General features: G+C 60.6%; 21 protein-coding genes. 12 read left to right on the plus strand and 9 right to left on the minus strand.

Annotated features, from left to right (window positions below):
* Position 1 precedes the first annotated feature (1 nt).
* The 8 genes from HU730_RS07490 to HU730_RS07525 all read left to right on the plus strand — a co-directional run bounded on the left by HU730_RS07490 (position 2) and on the right by HU730_RS07525 (position 7847).
* Positions 2 to 757, plus strand: coding sequence for a DUF1120 domain-containing protein (locus HU730_RS07490; protein ID WP_346345348.1), 756 nt, complete (start codon positions 2 to 4; stop codon positions 755 to 757).
* 33 nt (positions 758 to 790) lie between these two features.
* Positions 791 to 1405: a DUF1120 domain-containing protein gene (locus HU730_RS07495; protein ID WP_186527863.1), complete on the plus strand. Its 615-nt coding sequence runs from the start codon at positions 791 to 793 to the stop codon at positions 1403 to 1405.
* Positions 1406 to 1417: 12 nt separating this feature from the next.
* The gene (locus HU730_RS07500; RefSeq protein WP_186527864.1) at positions 1418 to 2041 is read left to right on the plus strand and encodes a DUF1120 domain-containing protein; all 624 of its coding nucleotides are present in this window, start codon (positions 1418 to 1420) and stop codon (positions 2039 to 2041) included.
* Between the two features lie 86 nt (positions 2042 to 2127).
* On the plus strand, positions 2128 to 2751 hold the full coding sequence (locus tag HU730_RS07505) for a DUF1120 domain-containing protein (protein ID WP_230633879.1): 624 nt from the start codon (positions 2128 to 2130) through the stop codon (positions 2749 to 2751).
* 31 nt (positions 2752 to 2782) lie between these two features.
* Positions 2783 to 3487 carry a fimbria/pilus chaperone family protein gene (locus tag HU730_RS07510; RefSeq protein WP_034128691.1) on the plus strand — a complete coding sequence of 235 codons (705 nt, stop codon included), beginning with the start codon at positions 2783 to 2785 and terminating at the stop codon, positions 3485 to 3487.
* A gap of 126 nt (positions 3488 to 3613) precedes the next feature.
* Positions 3614 to 6040 (plus strand): fimbria/pilus outer membrane usher protein, encoded by a 2427-nt coding sequence (locus tag HU730_RS07515; protein WP_186527865.1) that lies wholly within the window; start codon positions 3614 to 3616, stop codon positions 6038 to 6040.
* An 11-nt stretch (positions 6041 to 6051) separates the two neighbouring features.
* The gene (locus HU730_RS07520) at positions 6052 to 7191 is read left to right on the plus strand and encodes a DUF1120 domain-containing protein (RefSeq protein ID WP_186527866.1); all 1140 of its coding nucleotides are present in this window, start codon (positions 6052 to 6054) and stop codon (positions 7189 to 7191) included.
* A gap of 11 nt (positions 7192 to 7202) precedes the next feature.
* Positions 7203 to 7847, plus strand: coding sequence for a DUF1120 domain-containing protein (locus tag HU730_RS07525; protein ID WP_054897722.1), 645 nt, complete (start codon positions 7203 to 7205; stop codon positions 7845 to 7847).
* Here the strand turns inward: HU730_RS07525 and HU730_RS07530 are convergent.
* Positions 7844 to 9109, minus strand: coding sequence for a CynX/NimT family MFS transporter (locus HU730_RS07530; protein ID WP_186527867.1), 1266 nt, complete (start codon positions 9107 to 9109; stop codon positions 7844 to 7846). The genes HU730_RS07525 and HU730_RS07530 overlap by 4 nt on opposite strands.
* A complete protein-coding gene (locus HU730_RS07535; RefSeq protein WP_096143434.1) occupies positions 9099 to 9758 on the minus strand; it encodes a FadR/GntR family transcriptional regulator in 660 nt (219 codons plus the stop codon). Before HU730_RS07535 ends, HU730_RS07530 begins: the two co-directional genes overlap by 11 nt.
* 159 nt (positions 9759 to 9917) lie before the next feature.
* Between HU730_RS07535 and HU730_RS07540 the strand changes: the two genes are divergently transcribed.
* Together HU730_RS07540 and HU730_RS07545 are read left to right on the plus strand one after the other, a co-directional pair.
* Complete coding sequence (locus HU730_RS07540; RefSeq protein ID WP_054897719.1) at positions 9918 to 10229, plus strand: type II toxin-antitoxin system MqsR family toxin; 312 nt, start codon at positions 9918 to 9920, stop codon at positions 10227 to 10229.
* Entirely contained in the window at positions 10226 to 10714 is a 489-nt protein-coding gene (locus tag HU730_RS07545; RefSeq protein WP_186527868.1) for a type II toxin-antitoxin system MqsA family antitoxin, read from the plus strand. Before HU730_RS07540 ends, HU730_RS07545 begins: the two co-directional genes overlap by 4 nt.
* A gap of 235 nt (positions 10715 to 10949) precedes the next feature.
* Here HU730_RS07545 and HU730_RS07550 read toward each other — a convergent pair whose 3' ends face one another.
* From HU730_RS07550 to HU730_RS07565, 4 genes are all read right to left on the minus strand, one after another.
* A complete protein-coding gene (locus tag HU730_RS07550; RefSeq protein ID WP_010444394.1) occupies positions 10950 to 11714 on the minus strand; it encodes an amino acid ABC transporter ATP-binding protein in 765 nt (254 codons plus the stop codon).
* Positions 11715 to 11724: 10 nt separating this feature from the next.
* Complete coding sequence (locus HU730_RS07555; RefSeq protein ID WP_014717022.1) at positions 11725 to 12822, minus strand: amino acid ABC transporter permease; 1098 nt, start codon at positions 12820 to 12822, stop codon at positions 11725 to 11727.
* Between the two features lie 10 nt (positions 12823 to 12832).
* Positions 12833 to 14014: an amino acid ABC transporter permease gene (locus HU730_RS07560; RefSeq protein ID WP_054898976.1), complete on the minus strand. Its 1182-nt coding sequence runs from the start codon at positions 14012 to 14014 to the stop codon at positions 12833 to 12835.
* Between the two features lie 72 nt (positions 14015 to 14086).
* Positions 14087 to 15118, minus strand: a complete 1032-nt coding sequence (locus HU730_RS07565; protein WP_034128697.1) for an amino acid ABC transporter substrate-binding protein — start codon at positions 15116 to 15118, stop codon at positions 14087 to 14089.
* Positions 15119 to 15464: 346 nt separating this feature from the next.
* Between HU730_RS07565 and HU730_RS07570 the strand changes: the two genes are divergently transcribed.
* Both HU730_RS07570 and rhlB read left to right on the plus strand, forming a co-directional pair.
* Complete coding sequence (locus HU730_RS07570) at positions 15465 to 16121, plus strand: alpha/beta hydrolase (protein ID WP_034128698.1); 657 nt, start codon at positions 15465 to 15467, stop codon at positions 16119 to 16121.
* Positions 16122 to 16216: 95 nt separating this feature from the next.
* Positions 16217 to 17683 (plus strand): ATP-dependent RNA helicase RhlB, encoded by a 1467-nt coding sequence (rhlB, locus tag HU730_RS07575; RefSeq protein ID WP_034128699.1) that lies wholly within the window; start codon positions 16217 to 16219, stop codon positions 17681 to 17683.
* 144 nt (positions 17684 to 17827) lie between these two features.
* Here rhlB and moaE read toward each other — a convergent pair whose 3' ends face one another.
* From moaE to moaC, 3 genes are read right to left on the minus strand one after another with little or no spacing between them, the layout of a single operon-like run.
* Positions 17828 to 18277 (minus strand): molybdopterin synthase catalytic subunit MoaE, encoded by a 450-nt coding sequence (moaE, locus tag HU730_RS07580; RefSeq protein ID WP_054921052.1) that lies wholly within the window; start codon positions 18275 to 18277, stop codon positions 17828 to 17830.
* Positions 18278 to 18279: 2 nt separating this feature from the next.
* Complete coding sequence (gene moaD / locus HU730_RS07585) at positions 18280 to 18522, minus strand: molybdopterin converting factor subunit 1 (RefSeq protein ID WP_032903342.1); 243 nt, start codon at positions 18520 to 18522, stop codon at positions 18280 to 18282.
* Positions 18519 to 18992: a cyclic pyranopterin monophosphate synthase MoaC gene (gene moaC / locus HU730_RS07590; RefSeq protein WP_186527686.1), complete on the minus strand. Its 474-nt coding sequence runs from the start codon at positions 18990 to 18992 to the stop codon at positions 18519 to 18521. The genes moaD and moaC overlap by 4 nt, the downstream gene beginning before the upstream one ends.
* Between the last annotated feature and the right edge of the window lie 58 nt (positions 18993 to 19050).

Consider the following 19050-nt stretch of genomic DNA (forward strand, 5'->3'; position numbering starts at 1 on the left):
CTTGCCACTCCTCGGCCGCCGCAAAAAATATCGAGACCGTCGCACCGACAACCACCCGCCGACACCGAAGCGGGCGTTGCGTTGCACGCACCTCTATCTGCCAGCCTGCAATGGAAAAAACAGAAAAATGAAGAGCCCTGTAGCCCTATTGAGCAGTGCCCTGCTGCTCGCCATGAGTTCATCGGCATTCGCAGCCAGCAGCGTGGAACTGGCCGTCAAAGGGCTGATCACACCCAGCGCCTGTGCACCTAGCCTTTCAAGCGGCGGGATTGTCGATCACGGAAAAATTTCGGCCAAGGATTTGAGGCCGGATGGATGGACCGTGCTTAAAAGTCACAACCTGCAACTGGGCATCACGTGCGATGCGCCAACCCTGCTAGCCCTGAAGGGCATTGATAACGTTGGTGACGCCCACGATCCGAGGAACAGCTATGGCCTGGGCTTGGTCAGCGGAAAAAAATTAGGCAGTTTCTCCCTGACCTTAAGCAATCCGATCGCCGATGGCGCAGCGATCTCCATGATTGAGTCCTCGGATAACGGCCTCACCTGGCGGGCAAGTTTCCCGGGTGACATGTGGCCAGCCTCCTACCTCGCTTCGTTTGGCGACAACATCACCGGCAGGTGGGCACCCACCCCGGTCCAGCAGGTGTTGGCAGACCTCATGGTGGCAACCATCATCGCGCCGACAGCAGGAATGGATCTGACCACAGAGGTTCCAATCAACGGGTCCGCCACGCTTGAAGTCAAATACCTATAACGCCTCTGCCCCTGCCCAAGGAGACTCACTGACATGAATGTTTTTGCATCCGGCCTGATAGGCGCCTTGCTCCTCAGCCCGACAGCATTCGCCGCCAGCAACACAGACTTGCTCGTGCGCGGCAGCATCACCCCCAGCGCTTGCTCACCAGTCATCTCCGGCGGCGGGACTGTGGACTTCGGCAAGGTGTCGGTCAAGGACCTCAACACCGACACCTACACCGATCTGCCCAGAGAAACCATGCTGTTGAGTGTGCGCTGCGACGGGCCGACGTACTTCACCCTCAACACCATCGACAACCGTTCAGGCACCGCCGCCAGCCACTTCAGCTGGCATGGGCTGGGCACCACACCCAGCGATGAAAAAGTCGGCGATGCCGGGCTGGGTCTCTATTTGCCCGTGGCCGACGGCGTCTCCGTGCGCACCATCACCTCAAGGGATGGCGGCGTGACCTGGATGCCTTCGGTGATGCTCAGCCATACCTTGCTGACGGCGATCGCCCACAGCGACGACGTGATACCGATTGCAGTTCAGGAACTGGACGCCGAGATCCGCCTGATCACCCACATCGCACCTGCCAACAACCTGACGTTGACCGACGAAGTCCCTATCGACGGTCACGCCACCGTACAAGTCAATTACCTTTAAGGAGTCCCTACGATGAAAACCCGATTGACCACCCTGGCCGCCGGCGTATTGCTGCTCGGCTCGACCACCACCTTCGCTGCCTCCAGCGTGGACCTGGCCGTCAAAGGCCTGATCGTGCCCAGCGCTTGCACACCCAGCTTGTCCGGCGGTGGCGTGATCGACCATGGCAAGATTTCCGCCAAGGACTTGAATACAGACAGGCAGACATTTCTCGGTAGACAGACCCTGGCAATGACAGTCAATTGTGACGCCCCGATTCAGTTTGCCCTGCACTCGGTGGATAACCGTGCAACTTCAAGCCCGCCAGGCTCAGGATATTATGGGCTGGGCTTTATCAACGAGACCCAGCAACTGGGTTATTACTACATCCGCATGAGCAACCCGGTCGCCGATGAAGGCGTGGTAGTGCAGACGATCTCCTCCACTGACCTTCAGAATTGGATGAGATGGCCAGAGTGGGACGCAGGCCTTTACATGTCGGTGGCCTCGATGGATGACCACACCCAGCCCCTGGCAGTTAAGGATTTGACCGTCGACCTGAACGTGTACACCGCTATCAACCGCGCCGATGGCATGGACCTGAGCAACGAAGTAACCATCGACGGCTCCGCCACCCTTGAAGTGAAGTACCTCTGACCCATGGCGCCCCATGCCCTCATCCTTGACGGGCATGGGCTTCGCCGTGGGCTGTGTTCACCCGTGCCAGTGATGAATCGATGACTATGTTCACCCGTTTCCTTGCCGTGTTGTGGTTATCCCTGGGCGCTGCGGCCAAGGTCAGTGCGGGCGCCGCTGCCGAGCTTACGGTAACCGGTCGTGTGACACCGGATGCCTGCTATATCGAGCTGTCGGATGAAGGTTTTGTCGACCACGGAAAGATCCCCGCACACACCCTCCTTGTCGACGAATTCACCGTGCTGCCCAGCCGGCAACTCGAGCTGCAGGTGCAATGCGCCAGGCCCATGCTGTTTGCGCTGGTGGGTATCGACAATCGTGCGGAGTCTTCCCTGGCACCGGATTTTTTCTATGGGCTGGGCAGAAACATCCATGCACCGGACGAACGCCTCGGCTCCGTGGCGTTGTCGTACCGCAACCCGGTGGGAGACTCACAGGCCATGCAGGTCTTGGCCTCCACCAACAGCGGCGAAAGCTGGACGCCCGAGCCCAATGGCTACCCGCGATCCTATATGGCCTTTGCCCCGACGGGCGACCGTCAACCCGACTTCATCAGCCAGTTGAGGGTCCAGCTTCAAGTGGACACCGCCATCAACTTTTCGCAGTACCTGACCCTGAATCAGGAAGTGCCCCTCGACGGCTCCATCGTTCTGGATTTGCGTTACCTCTGACCCACTCATTTCGCCTAATGGAAAACCCATCATGACGATGACATGCTCAAACACCGCGTTCGGCCTTATTGCCCTGCTGCTGATATTCGGCAACCAAGCAAAGGCTGACGGCATGGTCCCGGACACATCCGTGGTGATCGTCCACGAGGCCGATGGTGAAGCTTCCGTTTCGGTGACCAACTCCGACAGCCAGCTCTCGTTGTTGCATGTGACCTTGCAGGATATTCCGGAAGATACCGAACCCCTGCTGGTGGTGACGCCGCCGCTGTCTCGAGTCGAAGCGTCCAAATCCCAGTTGGTGCGCTTTATTCTGCAAAACCAAAAACCGTTGCTCACCCAGCGGCTCAAACGCGCCGTGTTCGAAGGCATGCCCCAGGGCCGCGCAGCCACTGCCGCCGGTCATGCCCGCGTGGGCGTGACCGTGCGCCAGAACCTGCCGGTGATTGTGCATCCCAAGGGCCTGGCACCCAATCGCAGCCCCTGGACCGGCCTGACATGGACCCTGCGCGACGGCCAATTGCAGGTGCGTAATGACACGCCCTATGTGGTGCGCCTGGCCCAGGAGCTGCGGCTGTTGCCCGGTGACGGCAAGGCGATGCTGCCGCGCACCTACGTGCTGCCAGGTGAAGCCTTGAGCGTGCCTGCCAGCGGTGGCCAAGCCAAGACGGTCAGGCTGCAACCGGCCACTGTGTACGGGTTTGCGGTCAAGGCCTACGACGCCCCCATCACCCTCTGACAGAAAACCACAGGCGTCGCCAAGACCGCCGCCTGGATAACGAAGTGACGGCTTATCGACCGTCACCAGAACGCCCAAAGCCCCGAACCCAATGAGGGCTGTGCGTTCACTAAGCGAGTACCTTGCGTGAAAACAGTATTGAGTTACCGTGACGGCGAAGCCGTGCCCATTCGCCCAGCCTTGCCGCTGGTGTTGCTGCTGTATGCGCTTATGCCGGACAAGGCGTGGGCCGACGACACCAGCTCCGCAGGCTTCGACGCCCAGACCTTGCATCAGCGCGGCATCGATCCACAGTTGGCCAGCCTGCTGCTGGCAACACCGCGCTTTGCCGCCGGCCGTCATAACGTCAACCTGCGGGTCAATGGCCTGCGCCGGGGACGCCTGGAGGTCAGTTTCGATCAACAGGGCAACCCCTGCCTGGACCGTGCGTTGCTGGACGCCGCCAACCTGGTGATACCCGCTGACCCCGTGGGTTGTCAGGATTTTCTTCTGCGGTATCCGCAAAGCCTGGTGGAACCGGACCCGTCGACACTGACGTTGGCACTGGTCGTGCCCACCGAAGCACTGCGCCCCGTGCAACAGGACATCTCGGGCTACCAGACCGGCGGGTTTGCCGGGATGCTCAACTACGACCTGAGCGGGTTCTACAACCGCTTTGGCGAAGACGCCAGCCGGTTTGGTTCAGCCAACACCGAAGTCGGCTTCAACGCCGGCGACTGGATCGTGCGCAGCCGCCAAGTGCAGACCTGGCAGGATGGCTTATCGCGCAGCACCCACTTGGAGGCCTATGCGCAACGGACCTTCGCCAGCCATCAGGCAGTGCTGCAGGCCGGGCAGATCAACCTCTATAACCCGGTGTTGTCTGGCGCACAAATCACCGGCGTCCAGGTGCTGACCGAGCACGCCCTTCAGGAGCAAGGCCAGAGCGCGCAAATCCAGGGGATCGCCAACAGCCCGGCACAGGTAGAAGTGCGCCAGAACGGCGCGCTGATTCACTCCACCGTGGTGCCTGCCGGGCCGTTTGTGCTGAACGATGTACGTCGCCTGAATACGCGCTCGGACGTCGAAGTCACGGTCAAGGAAAGTGTCGGCGGGGAACGACGTTTCACCGTACCCGCCGCCATGCTCGGTCTCGGCCTGCCTGCACCCGGCTATTCGGTCGCAGCGGGGCGCGTACGCAACGTCGGCGGGGCCGAGGCAGAGGCGCCGTGGGTGGTCAGCGCCGGTTGGACCGGGAACTTGCATCCGCAACTGACCCTGGGCAGTGGCGTGCTGGCGACCGGCGAGTATCGCTCGGCGGGCGCCAGCCTGGGCTGGCTGCCGTGGCTGGACAGTCAGATCCAGGTGTCTACCCAATTGTCCAACACCCAGTCGTGGGAAAAAGTCTCGGGCGTGCAGACTGATCTTTCCTGGTCACAGCGCCTGAGCGAGCGATGGTCGTTCAGCGCCGCCAACTCCTGGCGCAGCAGCGGCTACCGCGAACTGGAGGAAAGCACCTACGAGCGCGACGGCAGCCAGCGCAACTCACGCTATCGCGATCAACAAAGTATCAACCTGGGGTGGTCACATCCGCAGCTGGGCGCATTCAGCGCCGGCGTTTCACGTTCGAGTACCTTCGAGGGCAACAGCAGCAGCCGCGCGCTCGCAGCGTGGGGCACGAGCATTGGCGCAGTCTCGTTATCGGCCAGCGCCGAGTGGCAGATGGGCGGACGCCAGCAACAGGACAACGCGGTCTACCTCACTGTCAGCGTGCCGTTGGGCGAAAGCCGCCGGGTGCGCAGTTGGGTGCGCAACTCCGGCGGCCAAAACCGTACCGGTCTGGGCCTGACCGAACAGCTTGACGACCAATTGAGCTACCGCGTCAGCGCCGAACACGACAGCAGTGACCATGAGGTGGAAACCAGCGTGGGCATTTCGGCATTGCCACGCTATACCCAACTCGACTTGAGCTACAGCCGCTCCGATGCCGAGCGTTCGAGCTACCAGGGCGGCGCCCGCGGCGGTGTAGTCGTGCATGGCGACGGTATGACATTTACCCCCTACCCGGTGCGCGACACCTTCGCTCTGGTTTCCGTCGGCGACATGAGCGGCATCAAACTCAGCACCCCCAGTGGCCCGGTCTGGACCGACTGGCAAGGCCAGGCCGTGGTGTCGCAGGTGGCCGCCTACGGGCGCAGCCCAGTGGAAGTGCAGACCCGCTCTCTACCGCGCAACGCCGATATCAACAATGGCCTGGCCATGATCTCGGCCGGGCGTGGCGCTGTCGATCGGGTCGAGTTCGGCGTGGGCCTGACCCGCCGCATGCTGCTCACCGTCAGCGACGATCAGGGAAACCCCATGCCCGTGGGAGCGTCCGTTACGACGAACACAGGTGAGTTCATCACCTTGGTGCAGGACGCCAGCCAGGTGTTCCTGCCCAATGTGCTGGACCAAGGAGCGCTGTGGATCACCACCTCGCAAGGCAAACGCTGTGAATTGCGCTACCAACTGCCGGCAAAAGCCGACCCCACGGTGTATTTCGAAACCGCACCTGCTCGTTGCTACACACCATGAGGACTACTGCCATGCACCCTGCAACCTGTTTGCGCTACGTGAGCCTGGGGTTATTGCTCGCGTTTGCCGGCACTGCTCAAGCCTTTGAGGAATGCCAATTCAACCTCAGCGAACCGCTGGTGGATTTGGGCTTGATGAGTCGCCTGGCGCAAAGCGACAGCGCGCCGCAACGCCTGCTCGGCGAGCGCCGTTTGAGCCTGACGTTCACCTGCCCCCAGGCCCAGGACCTGAGCCTGTTTTATCGCGGCACCGCCGCCTCCGCGCAACGTCTGCAATTCACTCCCAACGGCAGCTACGCCATCGAGGTCGGCAACGCCGTACTCGACGGTCGGGCGGTGGAACTGGGCTTGTTGCCCGGCGCAGGCCAGGCGCCGGTGAGCAGCGCCAGCGTGCTGGAATGGCGGCCCGACCATGGCATCGCGCCGCTGCACCAAGGCACGGTATTGCAGGGGAAAACCCTGGCGTTGCAGTTGACTCTGCGCGCCTGGGCCGACCCGGCCGCCACCCAGGTGCGCGACGCCACCACCTGGGAAGTCAGCGGGATGATGTACCACAGCGCAAGCGGGCGTTACCGCGACCTCACGTTGCGCGCCCACTTCGCGCCGACCGCCTGCCAACCGACACTGTCGGACCAGGGAGTCGTGGACTACGGCACGCTGTACGCCAAGGATCTGAGTGCCACTCACGAAACACCGCTACCGACGCGCACCGTGCGCCTGAGCGTGACCTGCGATGCTCCGGCCCGCTTCGGCCTGCGCATGAAAGACAATCGCGATGGCTCAGCCACCGGCGGCACCGATGAAACGGCCTATGGCCTGGACCTGGACGCCAGCAACAACAAAATCGGACGTTTCTACCTGACGGTCGACCCAGCGGAATTCAGCGCCGACAGCTTATCCACGCTGTACCGCACCGACTCCACCAGCAATGGCGCAGCCTGGAGCAGTTCCACTGCGCGGCAGATCCCCATGGCTGCCAACAGCCTCATGGGCTTTACCGACAAGACCGGCGTGACTACGGGCCCGCTCGCCATACAGGTCCTGACCGGCACGATGCGCATCAAGACGTACCTGGCCCCCATCCAATCGCTGGACCTGCGCGACGTCGTGCGTATCAATGGGTCCGGCACCCTCGAAATCATTTACTTGTAGGAGTGCGTACCATGAAAATTCCTGCCCTTTGCAGCCTTCTATTATTGACCAGCACCCAGGCGGCGCTGGCGGCCTCGACGGTGGACCTCAGCGTCCAGGGGCTGGTCACGCCCGCCGCGTGCCTGCCGCAACTGTCAAACGGCGGCCTGATTGACTACGGCAAAATATCTCAACAAGACTTGAACCTGGAAACCCGCACCCGTCTTCCCGCCAAGACTCTGTTCTTCGGCATGGCGTGTACCGGCCCGGTACGTTATGCCCTGCGCATGCAAGACAACCGCGGCGACTCGACCCTGGTCGAAAGCGAGATTTACTACGGGCTGGGTTTCGACAGCAACGGCACGCCCCTGGGCGTCTACTCCATGACCTTCGATCCTCGGCAAACCCAGGCCAGCAACAACGGGCAACTCTACGGCACCGAATCCACCACCGGGGGCCTGGCATGGCGCACGTCCAACCTCAACCCCATCGACATCGGTTCCAGGAGCTACCTGGGCTTTACGTCGATCGAGGGCAGCGTCAGCGGCCCCACCGCCATTGGCATAATAGGCAGCCACGTCACGGTGCAGACCGTGATCAATGCTCGCAAGAATCTGGACTTGAGCACGCAAACCCCGATTGACGGTTCGGCCACGCTGGAAGTGGTTTATCTCTAGACCTTCTCACAGGTGACGCGCACGTAGCGCGCACGTCCGGCGCCCAGGCCCGCCACGATGGCGCCGAGGCCGATCACTGCGAAGATCCAGCCGATGGCCGTCCAGCCGCCGGTCCAGTCATGCACCACGCCCACAGCGAAAGGGCCAAGGGACGCCAGGGTATAACCGATCCCCTGGGCCATGCTCGACAGGTTGGCGGCTACGTGAGCGTCACGCGAGCGCAGCACAATCAAGGTCAGCGCCAGGCTGAAGGTACCGCCCTGCCCCAGACCGAGCAGAATCGCCCAACCCCACAAACCGTCCAGCGGCGCATACAGGCAGCCGAACAGGCCGCCTAGGGTCAGCAGCATCACCACCACGATCGCCAGGCGCTGGTCCTTGCCACGGGTAGCCAGCCATGGCGCGGCCAGGGAACTGAACAACTGCACAATGATCGAGCCGGACAACGCCAATCCCGCCTCTGTGGCACTCAGGCCACGGCCGATCAGGATCGACGGCAACCAGCCGAACACGATGTAGGCCAGGGACGATTGCAGGCCCATGTACAAGGTCACTTGCCAGGCCAACGGGTCACGCAGTAGCCCCTTCACACGGTAAGCGACGCGGTGTGCGCCGTGCTTCTGCCCGACTTGCGGCAACCAGAACAACGCCGCCAACAGCGCTGGCAGAATCCAGAACCCCAGACCAAGGGGCCAACTGTCGCCGAAGTAATGACTCAAGGGTACCGTGGCCCCTGCCGCCAATGCGGCGCCCAGGCACAGGGCCATGGTGTAGACGCCGGTCATGGCGCCCGCGCGTGCGGCGAAGTCGCGCTTGACGATACCCGGCAGCAATACGCCGATGATGCCAATGCTGGCGCCGGCGATCAGGCTGCCGACAAACAGGCCCACTTCCCCGAATGAACTGCGCAGGATGATCCCGCCAGCCAGGGTCAGCAAGATGCCGAACACCACCCGCTCAGCCCCAAAGCGTCGGGCCAGGATCGGCGCCATGGGCGCGAACAGGCCCAGGCACAACACCGGCAGGGTGGTCAGTAAACCGGCTTGGGCCGCCGACAGGCCCAGGCTGCTGGAGACGTCGGCCAACAGCGGCGACAGGCTCGACAAGGCCGGGCGCAAGTTGAGCGCCACCAGGATCAGGCCCAGCAACAGCAACCAGGGCCGGCTCACCAGCGGGTGGTTGTGTTGCACCACGTCGTCATCGGCCTCGGCGTCAATCAACAACTCTTCAAGTTCGGGTGTGTGTTGGGTTTCAGGGTTCATTGATCAACTGCCGGCAGAGGGATTTGGCACGTTCGGGGTCTTGCTGTTCCACGGCGTCAAGCAGGGCAACGTGCAAGTCGAACACGGCCTGGCGACGCGGTGAAAGGTTCAGGGTCTGGCGCAACTGCGCGCCGACGATAGCGGAGAAATACTGATACAGCTCGCTCAAGGCCGGGTTGTGTGCGGCGTCCACCAAACGTTGGTGAAACGCCAGGTCGGCGCTGATATAGGCCTCGAGGTCGCCCTGATACAGCGCGGCGCTGGTATCCAGCGCTGTGCGCAACGCTCGCAGGTCACTTGCAGTACGGCGTTGCGCAGCAAGGCCGATGGCTTCCACTTCCAGAATCTGCCGCGTCTCCTGCGCCTGCCCCAGGGTGCAATGAGACAACGCACGCATCGTGCCCAACGGGTCGGTCATCGAGCGCAGATAACTGCCGTCGCCCTGACGAATTTCGATCAACCCGGAGAATGCCAATACACGCATGGCTTCACGCACGGTATTACGGCTGATCCCCAGTTCGGCGCACAGTTCGGGCTCGGTGGGCAGGCGTTCGCCAACGGCCCACACACCCTCGGCAATGCGCAGACGCAGTTGTTCCAGCGCCTGGTCAACCAGAGAGCGTTTGATCAGCGGGGCGATGTCTGTCATGGGCTTTACGCTTTCGTCCAATCATAGGATGAATTTTCCTACAGCCTATTAGGAGTCGCCTACAAAGGCAACGCACTAGGGTTTTTAGGCAGGGAAAGGAGCAGTATTTTCGATTGGTAAAATTACCCTCAGAGGGTAATTATTGGACTCAGGTGTCTTATGGAAAAGTACACACCTCATTACGATCTGGCCTTGATCAAGGCGCAAGTCATCCGGCTGGGCCACAGAGCCTTTACGGCAACTGCGCGGGAGAGCGCTCGTCAACTTGAATTGAGCATCGGCCAGATGCGGTTGGCGGTCTGCGCCCTTGAAACGCGAATGTTGTACAAATCAATGACAACCTATGCAGACCACCGGATATGGCAGGACGTCTATCTGATCAAGATGTACGGTACGGAGATTTACATCAAGGTGACTCACCGCCCAGGCGGCGAAGCTCCCGTAATCTCCTTCAAGGAGAAAACCTTATGAAAACCCAACAATGCGTGAATTGCGGAACCCATGATGGAATGCAGTATTTCGCAGGTCGCACCTTCACCATCAACACACGCGGCATGATGCGCGACATTCCAAACATCGCGGGCTGGGAATGCCAGGTTTGTAAGGAAATCGAATTCGATCATGACGATGACAGCGCAGAGCGTTATTCCGATGCCAGTGACCAATTATTGATTGATGGCAGAAAAGTCATCGCGGCTGAAATGAAGCGAATCCGTCGCAAACTGCAGCTCACTCAGAAGGAGGCAGTGAAGCTGTTGACTGTGCGCGGGCAAAACTCATTTTCTCGCTACGAAAGGGCTGAGGTTTTCCCTCCTGAACCATTGTTTACACTCATGCGCCTCCTGGATAAGCATCCGCATCTGCTGGCCGAGATCGAGGCGCTCAATGTCGGAGAAGACCTCAATCGCCTGCTCATAGCAAAAGATGAGCAACAACGTGCGGCACAAGCATCCTGAACAGACCAACAGGCAAAAATAAACCCGGCACCAGGCTAATGCCAGTCAGTTAAGACAGAATCGGTAACTGTGGCGAGGGAGCTTGCTCCCGCTGGGGCGCGAAGCGGCCCCCAAAATGGGACTGCTACGCAGTCCAGCGGGAGCAAGCTCCCTCGCCACAAGTCACTGGTTGTCTGCTCTAGCTCTTAACTGACTGGCATTAGGCACCAGGCCGGGTTTGTTTTTTAACCTTCCATCAATGCAATATCTGGCTCAAGAACAACTTGGTCCGCTCATTCTGCGGGTTATCAAAGAAGTCATTCGGCGCCGCCTGCTCGACGATCTCGCCCTTGTCCATGAAGATCACGCGATTGGCCACTGTGCGGGCAAAGCCCATTTCGTGGGTCACGCACAACATGGTCATGCCGTCTTCGGCCAGGCCGATCATGGTGTCCAGTACCTCTTTGACCATCTCCGGGTCCAGCGCCGATGTCGGCTCATCGAACAACATGATTTTGGGCTTCATGCACAGCGCGCGGGCAATCGCCACACGCTGTTGCTGACCACCTGAAAGCTGCCCGGGAAACTTGTGGGCCTGCTCCGGAATGCGCACACGCTCCAGGTAGTGCATGGCAATTTCCTCGGCCTTGCGCTTGGGCATCTTGCGCACCCACATCGGCGCCAGCGTGCAGTTTTGCAGGATGGTCAAATGCGGGAACAGATTGAAGTGCTGGAACACCATACCGACTTCGCGGCGGATCGCTTCGATCTGCTTGAGGTCATTGGTCAGTTCCACACCATCGACCACAATGCGGCCTTGCTGGTGCTCTTCCAGGCGGTTGAGGCAGCGGATGGTGGTGGACTTGCCCGAGCCCGACGGGCCGCACAGCACGATACGCTCGCCCTGCTTGACGTTGAGGTTGATGTCTTTCAACACGTGGAACTGGCCGTACCACTTGTTGACGCCCTGCATCTGGATAATGCCTTCAGGGCTCACAGGCTGTTTGATTGCTTCGCTCATCAAAAAACTCCTAACGCTTGTGGCCAGTGTCGAGCTTGCGTTCCAGATGCATGGAATAGCGCGACATACCAAAACAGAAAATCCAGAACACCAGGGCGGCGAACACATAGCCTTCGGTGGCCATGCCCAGCCATTTGGGGTCGGCGGCGGCTTGCTTGACGCTGTTGAGCAGGTCGAACAGGCCGATGATGATCACAAGGCTGGTGTCCTTGAACAGGGCAATGAAGGTGTTGACGATCCCAGGGATCACCATCTTCAAGGCTTGCGGCAGGATCACCAGGCCCATGCTGCGCCAGTAGCCCAGACCCATCGCCGCAGCGGCTTCATATTGGCCCTTGGGAATCGCCTGCAAACCACCGCGCACCACTTCGGCCACATAGGCCGACTGGAACAGGATCACACCGATCAGCGCCCGCAGCAGCTTGTCGAAGTTCATGCCTTCAGGCAGGAACAGCGGCAGCATCACCGAAGACATGAACAGCACGGTGATCAACGGCACGCCGCGCCAGAACTCGATGAAGGTCACGCAGACCACCCGAATGGCCGGCATGTTCGAACGCCTCCCCAGCGCCAGCACAATGCCCAGCGGCAAGGCGCCGGCGATGCCCACCGTGGCGATAACCAGGGTCAGCATCAAGCCGCCCCATTGGCTGGTCGCCACGTTGCTCAGCCCGAACACGCCGCCATGCAGCAAGCAGTAGGCAATGATCGGGTACAGCACCAAAAAGCCCAGGCCATAGATCGCCTTGCGTGGGAAACGCGAGATGAACAACGGCGCCACGCCCACGATGGCCAGCCATACCGTCATGTCCACGCGCCAGCGCAGGTCGACGGGGTAATAGCCATACATGAACTGCCCGAAGCGCTGTTGGATAAATACCCAACAGGCGCCCTCCTTGGTGCAGTCGGCGCGGGTGGTGCCCACCCAGTTGGCATCGAGGATGGCCCAGTGCAGGATCGGTGGCACCACCAGGTACACCAGGTAGATCGCCAGCAAGGTCAGCAGTGTATTGAGCCAGCTCGAGAACAAGTTGGCGCGCATCCAGGCCACCGGCCCGAAGACTTTGCTCGGCGGCGGCATATCAGGTTTGAACGTATGCGTAGTCATGGGTGTGTCCTCACCGCTCGATCAGCGCAATGCGCTTGTTGTACCAGTTCATCAGCAGAGAAATGCTGATGCTGATCGCCAGGTACACGCTCATGGTGATGGCAATGACTTCAATGGCTTGGCCGGTCTGGTTGAGCACCGTGCCGGCAAACAGCGAAACCATTTCCGGATAACCGATACCGGCGGCCAACGACGAGTTTTTCGCCAGGTTCAGGTATTGGCTGGTCAGCGGCGGAATGATCACGCGCAACGCTTGCGGGATGATGACCTTGCGCAGCGTCGGCCCCGGGCGCAGGCCCAGTGAACGTGCCGCTTCGGTCTGGCCATGGCTGACGGACTTGATGCCCGAGCGCACGATCTCGGCAATAAATGCCGCCGTGTACACCGTCAGCGCCAAGGTCAACGCCAACAGCTCTGGGATCAGTACCCAGCCACCGACAAAGTTGAAGCCCGCAAGCTTGGGCATTTCCCAATGCAATGGCGTACCGAAGATCAACACGCATAACGCCGGGATCACCACCAGCAGCGCCAGGCCCGCCCAGAATTTATGGAAAGGAACCCCCGTCGCTTCAAAGCGCTTGTTGGCCCAGCGGGTCATCAGCACGATGGCAACGATAGCGACCACCAGGCTGGTGACAAACGGCCAGAACCCGTCGGACGCCAGCGCTGCCGGCATGTTCAAGCCACGGCTGCTGACAAAGAAGGTGTCACCGAAGTTATGGCTGTTGCGCGGCCCTGGCATGGTCAGGAACACCGCGAAGTACCAGAACAGGATTTGCAACAGCGGCGGAATGTTGCGGAATACCTCCACGTACACCGTCGCCAGCTTGTTGATCATCCAGTTGGGCGACAAGCGTGCCACGCCGATGATGAAGCCGAGCAGGGTTGCCAGCACCACACCGATGACAGTCACCAGCAAAGTGTTGAGCAGGCCGATGACAAACACCCGGGCATAGCTGTCCGATTCGGTGTAGTCGATCAAGTGCTGCGCGATGCCGAAACCGGCACTGCGCTCAAGAAAGTCGAAACCCGAGGTGATGCCCCGGTGTTGCAGGTTGGTCTGGGTGTTATGGAACAGGTACCAGCCCAGCGAGACCACCGCCACGATCGTAATGATCTGGAACAGCCACGCACGCACTTTGGGGTCGCTGAAGCTGAGCTTCTGCTTGGGTGCGCCGATTTGATTTTGCATGAAGTGCCCCGAAAATAATGGAACAGAACATCACCCGGCAGTTGGCCTACCGGGTGACAGAACCATCAGCGATCAGCGCACAGGGGGTGCGTATTGAATGCCGCCGTTGTTCCACAGGGCGTTCAGGCCACGGTCGATTTCCAGCGGCGTGCTCTTGCCCAGGTTGCGCTCGAACATCTCGCCGTAGTTACCCACTTGCTTGACGATCTGTACCACCCAGTCCTTCTTCACTTTCAGGTCTTTACCGTATTCGCCGTCGGCACCGAGCAGACGCGCAACGTCCGGGTTCTTGGTGGCCTTGGCTTCAGCTTCGACGTTCTTGGAGGTCACACCGGCCTCTTCAGCGTTGAGCATGGCGTAGCCCACCCAGCGCACGATGGCCAGCCACTCGTCATCACCGTTACGCACGACCGGGCCCAGAGGCTCCTTGGAAATGGTTTCCGGCAGCACCACGTAGTCTTTCGGCGAAGCCAGCTTGCTGCGCTGGGCGAACAGCTGGGATTTGTCGGACGTCAGCACGTCGCAACGCCCGGACTCCAGCGACTTGGCGCTTTCATCGGAGGTGTCGAAGGTGATCGGGGTGTATTTGAGGTTGTTGGCGCGGAAATAGTCGGAAACGTTCAGCTCGGTGGTGGTACCGGCCTGGATGCAGATGGTCGCACCGTCCAGTTCCTTGGCGCTCTTGACGCCCAGCTTGTTGTTCACCAGAAAGCCGATGCCGTCGTAGTAGGTAATGAAGCCCGGGAATTTCAGGCCCATGCCCGCATCGCGGGAGCTGGTCATGGTGGTGTTGCGCGACAAGATGTCGACTTCGCCTGACTGAAGCGCGGTGAAACGCTCCTTGGCATTCAACTGGCTGAACTTGACCTTGGTGGCATCGCCAAATACGGCAGCCGCCACAGCGCGGCAATAGTCAGCGTCGATCCCGAGGATCTTGCCGCTGGCATCCGGCACCGAGAAACCCGGCAGGCCGTCACTCACACCGCACTGCACAAAGCCTTTCTTCTGCACGGCGTCCAGGGTGGCGCCCGCCTGGGCAAAACCACTGACACCCAGTACAGCCGCCGCAGAGACGATGGCCAGGGTGGATTTCAATACCTTCATTACAAACCTCCAATTGCTCTTGTTGTGTCGGAGCTCCAACCTCAGCGCACCCTTATGAGGCGATATCGACCCGTGTTGGTTTTTTTTGGGGCCAAGCAGCATGAGGTTTTTGCGGTAATTCCAGTTGCTTTCCCACGAGCGGCAGTCACTGATAGTGTTACCGCCCTGGGAGAGTTCTGACATCGAGCTACACATAGCAAGGCGCGTACCAGAGTCTTGGCCGAGTGGCTGTAACTGCGCTTCGATGGCAAAAGATTCAACCTTGCGACATTCTCTTAACAGATCAACCTGTCGCGCACCGTTCCGACGCACCTCATCGGAGCGCCCGCACATCTATGGAGCAGACATGACCGAACCCTTGATTCTTCAGCCCGCCAAGCCCGCAGACGCCTGCGTTATCTGGTTGCATGGCCTGGGCGCCGATCGCTACGACTTCCTGCCGGTGGCCGAAGCCCTGCAGGAAACCCTGCTGACCACCCGCTTCGTTTTGCCCCAGGCGCCCACGCGTCCGGTGACGATTAACGGTGGCTACGAGATGCCGAGCTGGTACGACATCAAGGCCATGAGCCCGGCCCGTTCGATCAGCCTGGAAGAACTGGAAGCGTCGGCAAAAATGGTCACAGACCTGATTGAGGCGCAACAGAGAACCGGAATAGACACCTCGCGAATTTTCCTCGCCGGTTTTTCTCAAGGTGGCGCGGTGGTTTTCCACACCGCGTTCAAGAAATGGGAGGGGCCCTTGGGCGGTGTGATCGCCCTCTCCACCTATGCGCCAACCTTCGATAATGACCTGGAATTATCCGCCAGCCAGCAACGCATTCCCACGCTCTGCCTGCATGGCCAGTACGACGATGTGGTGCAGAACGCCATGGGCCGCAGCGCCTACGAGCATTTGAAGGGCCGTGGTGTCACCGTGACATGGCAGGAATACCCAATGGGCCACGAAGTGTTACCCCAAGAGATACACGATATAGGCACCTGGCTGACTGAACGCCTACGCTGAATCCCGTGTTTATGTAGCCGTATGACAGACGCACTACGCCGCGCCCGATTCTTGCATTACACTGGCCGGCGTACATTCCTTAATCAATTAATGAGATGACCGTGCTCAAAGCACTCAAGAAGATGTTCGGCAAAAGCGAGGCTGAGCCGCTCGCGCCTGTTCCCAGTGCTCCTGCCCCCAAGCCCGGCAACCGCAATGACGGTCAACAGCCCGGCCGGAACGCGCCCGCCGCCTCACCGAACAAAACCACGGTGACGCCGCCTGAACAGGTAAAGCCTGCCGCACCCGCCCCGGCGCCTGTGGCCAAGCCCCGTCGCGAACGTGCGCCCAAACCGCCCGTGACCCCCTGGAAACTCGAAGACTTCGTCGTCGAACCCCAGGAAGGCAAAACCCGCTTCCACGATTTCAAACTGGCCCCGGAACTGATGCACGCCATCCAGGACCTGGGTTTCCCGTACTGCACGCCCATCCAGGCGCAAGTGCTGGGCTTCACCCTCGCGGGCAAAGACGCCATCGGCCGTGCCCAGACCGGCACCGGCAAGACCGCCGCGTTCCTGATCTCGATCATCACCCAGCTGTTGCAAACGCCGCCGCCCAAGGAACGCTACATGGGTGAACCGCGCGCGCTGATCATCGCCCCGACCCGGGAGCTGGTGGTGCAGATCGCCAAGGACGCCGCCGACCTGACCAAGTACACCGGCCTCAACGTGATGACGTTTGTGGGCGGCATGGACTTCGACAAGCAACTCAAGCACCTCGAAGCCCGTCATTGCGACATCCTCGTCGCCACCCCGGGCCGCCTGCTCGACTTCAATCAGCGTGGCGACGTGCACCTGGACATGGTCGAAGTGATGGTGCTGGACGAAGCCGACCGCATGCTCGACATGGGCTTTATCCCGCAAGTACGCCAGATCATTCGTCAGACGCCGCCGAAAACCGAGCGCCAAACCCTGCTGTTCTCCGCGACTTTCACCGAAGACGTGATGAACCTCGCCAAGCAGTGGACCACCGACCCATCCATCGTCGAGATCGAAGCACTCAACGTTGCCAGCGAAAACGTCGAGCAGCATATCTACGCCGTCGCCGGTGCCGACAAGTACAAGCTGCTCTACAACCTGGTCAACGACAACGGTTGGGAGCGCGTGATGGTATTCGCCAACCGCAAGGACGAAGTGCGCCGCATCGAAGAACGCCTGGTGCGCGACGGCGTCAACGCTGCGCAACTGTCGGGTGATGTGCCGCAGCACAAGCGCATCAAGACCCTGGAAGGCTTCCGTGAAGGCAAGATCCGCGTGCTGGTGGCTACCGATGTAGCCGGTCGCGGTATTCACATCGACGGCATCAGCCACGTGATCAACTTCACCCTGCCGGAAGTACCGGACGACTACGTGCACCGCATCGGCCGTACCGGGCGTGCTGGGGCTGCGGGTGTGTCGATCAGCTTTGCGGGCGAGGATGACTCGTACCAGTTGCCATCCATCGAGGCGTTGCTGGGGCGCAAGATCAGCTGTGAGACGCCGCCGACGCACTTGCTGCGGGCTGTAGAACGCAAACGCCCTTGAGCTGAAATGCGGTAAAAAAATGTGGGAGCGGGCTTGTGTGGGAGCTGGCTTGCCTGCGATGCAGACACCTCGGTTTTTCAGTCACGCCGAGGTGATGCTATCGCAGGCAAGCCAGCTCCCACATTGGTTTCTGCGTCTGGCTGGCTACTTCCAGCGATCCGCTGCGGCGTGGTCACTGCTGCGCCCTTCTACCCAACGCGGCCCCTCACTGGTGTTTTCCTTCTTCCAGAACGGCGCCCGCGTCTTCAGGTAATCCATCACAAACGCGCAGGCATCAAACGCTGCCTGCCGATGCGCACTGGCCGCGCCGACAAACACAATCGGCTCGCCCGGCTCCAGCGCGCCGATACGGTGCAGCACCTCCAGCTTGAGCAACGGCCAACGCTGCTCGGCTTCCACAGCGATCTTGCCCAGGGCCTTTTCGGTCATGCCGGGGTAGTGTTCCAGGAACATCCCTGACACGTCGCGCCCCTCATTGAAGTCGCGTACATAGCCGACAAAGCTCACCACCGCGCCCACGCCCACGTTGGCCGCGTGCATGGCGTTGACTTCGGCACCGGGATCAAAGGCTTCGACCTGCACACGAATGGCCATGGTCAGCCTCCGGTCACGGGTGGGAAGAAGGCGACTTCATCGCCGGCTTGCACCGGCTCGTCCAGGCTGCACAACTCCTCGTTGCGCGCACACATCAGGCTCGCTTCGTTGAGCACGGCGAATTCCGGGTCAGCAGCCAGCGCGAGGCGCACGGCATCAACACTGGCAAACTCACCTTCCATCTCCAGCGAGTCGAAACCCACCGCTTCGGCGTAGCGCGCAAAAAACAGTACGTTGATACTCATTGTTCATCCGCCTTGAAATGCCCGCTCTTACCGCCCAGTTTTTCCAGCAGGCGAATACTCTCAATGGTCATGCCGCGATCCACCGCCTTGCACATGTCGTAGATCGTCAGTGCCGCGACGCTGGCGGCGGTCAGGGCTTCCATCTCAACGCCGGTCTGGCCGGAGAGCTTGCAGCGCGCGAGGATATGCACAGCGTCTACGCCGTCGGCGCGCAGCTCCACCTTGACGCCGGTCAGCATCAACGGATGGCATAAGGGGATCAAGTCGCTGGCTTTTTTCGCCGCCTGAATCCCGGCAATGCGGGCCACGGCAAACACGTCGCCCTTGGGGTGGGCGCCGTCAACAATCATTTGCAGAGTGGCGGGCAACATGCGCACCCGCGCTTCGGCCACCGCCTCACGGAACGTCACGGCTTTTTCGGTGACGTCGACCATATGGGCGCGACCTTGGGAATCGAGATGAGTCAGCACAGGGATACTCCTGATCAGGAGCAGCGATTGTAAACCTGTGGGTCAAAATTTGCGCAGG

It is taken from the genome of Pseudomonas sp. SWRI22, assembly GCF_014268395.2.
In the GTDB taxonomy this organism is placed as follows: Bacteria; Pseudomonadota; Gammaproteobacteria; order Pseudomonadales; family Pseudomonadaceae; genus Aquipseudomonas; species Aquipseudomonas paracarnis.

Excerpts from the sequence above, each read along its gene's own strand:
- HU730_RS07495 (WP_186527863.1), top strand. The coding sequence starts at position 791 with ATGAATGTTTTTGCATCCGGCCTGATAGGCGCCTTGCTCCTCAGCCCG.
- HU730_RS07500 (WP_186527864.1), top strand. The coding sequence starts at position 1,418 with ATGAAAACCCGATTGACCACCCTGGCCGCCGGCGTATTGCTGCTCGGC.
- HU730_RS07505 (WP_230633879.1), top strand. The coding sequence starts at position 2,128 with ATGTTCACCCGTTTCCTTGCCGTGTTGTGGTTATCCCTGGGCGCTGCG.
- HU730_RS07510 (WP_034128691.1), top strand. The coding sequence starts at position 2,783 with ATGACGATGACATGCTCAAACACCGCGTTCGGCCTTATTGCCCTGCTG.
- HU730_RS07520 (WP_186527866.1), top strand. The coding sequence starts at position 6,052 with ATGCACCCTGCAACCTGTTTGCGCTACGTGAGCCTGGGGTTATTGCTC.
- HU730_RS07525 (WP_054897722.1), top strand. The coding sequence starts at position 7,203 with ATGAAAATTCCTGCCCTTTGCAGCCTTCTATTATTGACCAGCACCCAG.
- HU730_RS07530 (WP_186527867.1), bottom strand. The coding sequence starts at position 9,109 with ATGAACCCTGAAACCCAACACACACCCGAACTTGAAGAGTTGTTGATT.
- HU730_RS07535 (WP_096143434.1), bottom strand. The coding sequence starts at position 9,758 with ATGACAGACATCGCCCCGCTGATCAAACGCTCTCTGGTTGACCAGGCG.
- HU730_RS07540 (WP_054897719.1), top strand. The coding sequence starts at position 9,918 with ATGGAAAAGTACACACCTCATTACGATCTGGCCTTGATCAAGGCGCAA.
- HU730_RS07545 (WP_186527868.1), top strand. The coding sequence starts at position 10,226 with ATGAAAACCCAACAATGCGTGAATTGCGGAACCCATGATGGAATGCAG.
- HU730_RS07550 (WP_010444394.1), bottom strand. The coding sequence starts at position 11,714 with ATGAGCGAAGCAATCAAACAGCCTGTGAGCCCTGAAGGCATTATCCAG.
- HU730_RS07555 (WP_014717022.1), bottom strand. The coding sequence starts at position 12,822 with ATGACTACGCATACGTTCAAACCTGATATGCCGCCGCCGAGCAAAGTC.
- HU730_RS07560 (WP_054898976.1), bottom strand. The coding sequence starts at position 14,014 with ATGCAAAATCAAATCGGCGCACCCAAGCAGAAGCTCAGCTTCAGCGAC.
- HU730_RS07565 (WP_034128697.1), bottom strand. The coding sequence starts at position 15,118 with ATGAAGGTATTGAAATCCACCCTGGCCATCGTCTCTGCGGCGGCTGTA.
- HU730_RS07570 (WP_034128698.1), top strand. The coding sequence starts at position 15,465 with ATGACCGAACCCTTGATTCTTCAGCCCGCCAAGCCCGCAGACGCCTGC.
- rhlB (WP_034128699.1), top strand. The coding sequence starts at position 16,217 with ATGACCGTGCTCAAAGCACTCAAGAAGATGTTCGGCAAAAGCGAGGCT.
- moaE (WP_054921052.1), bottom strand. The coding sequence starts at position 18,277 with ATGGCCATTCGTGTGCAGGTCGAAGCCTTTGATCCCGGTGCCGAAGTC.
- moaD (WP_032903342.1), bottom strand. The coding sequence starts at position 18,522 with ATGAGTATCAACGTACTGTTTTTTGCGCGCTACGCCGAAGCGGTGGGT.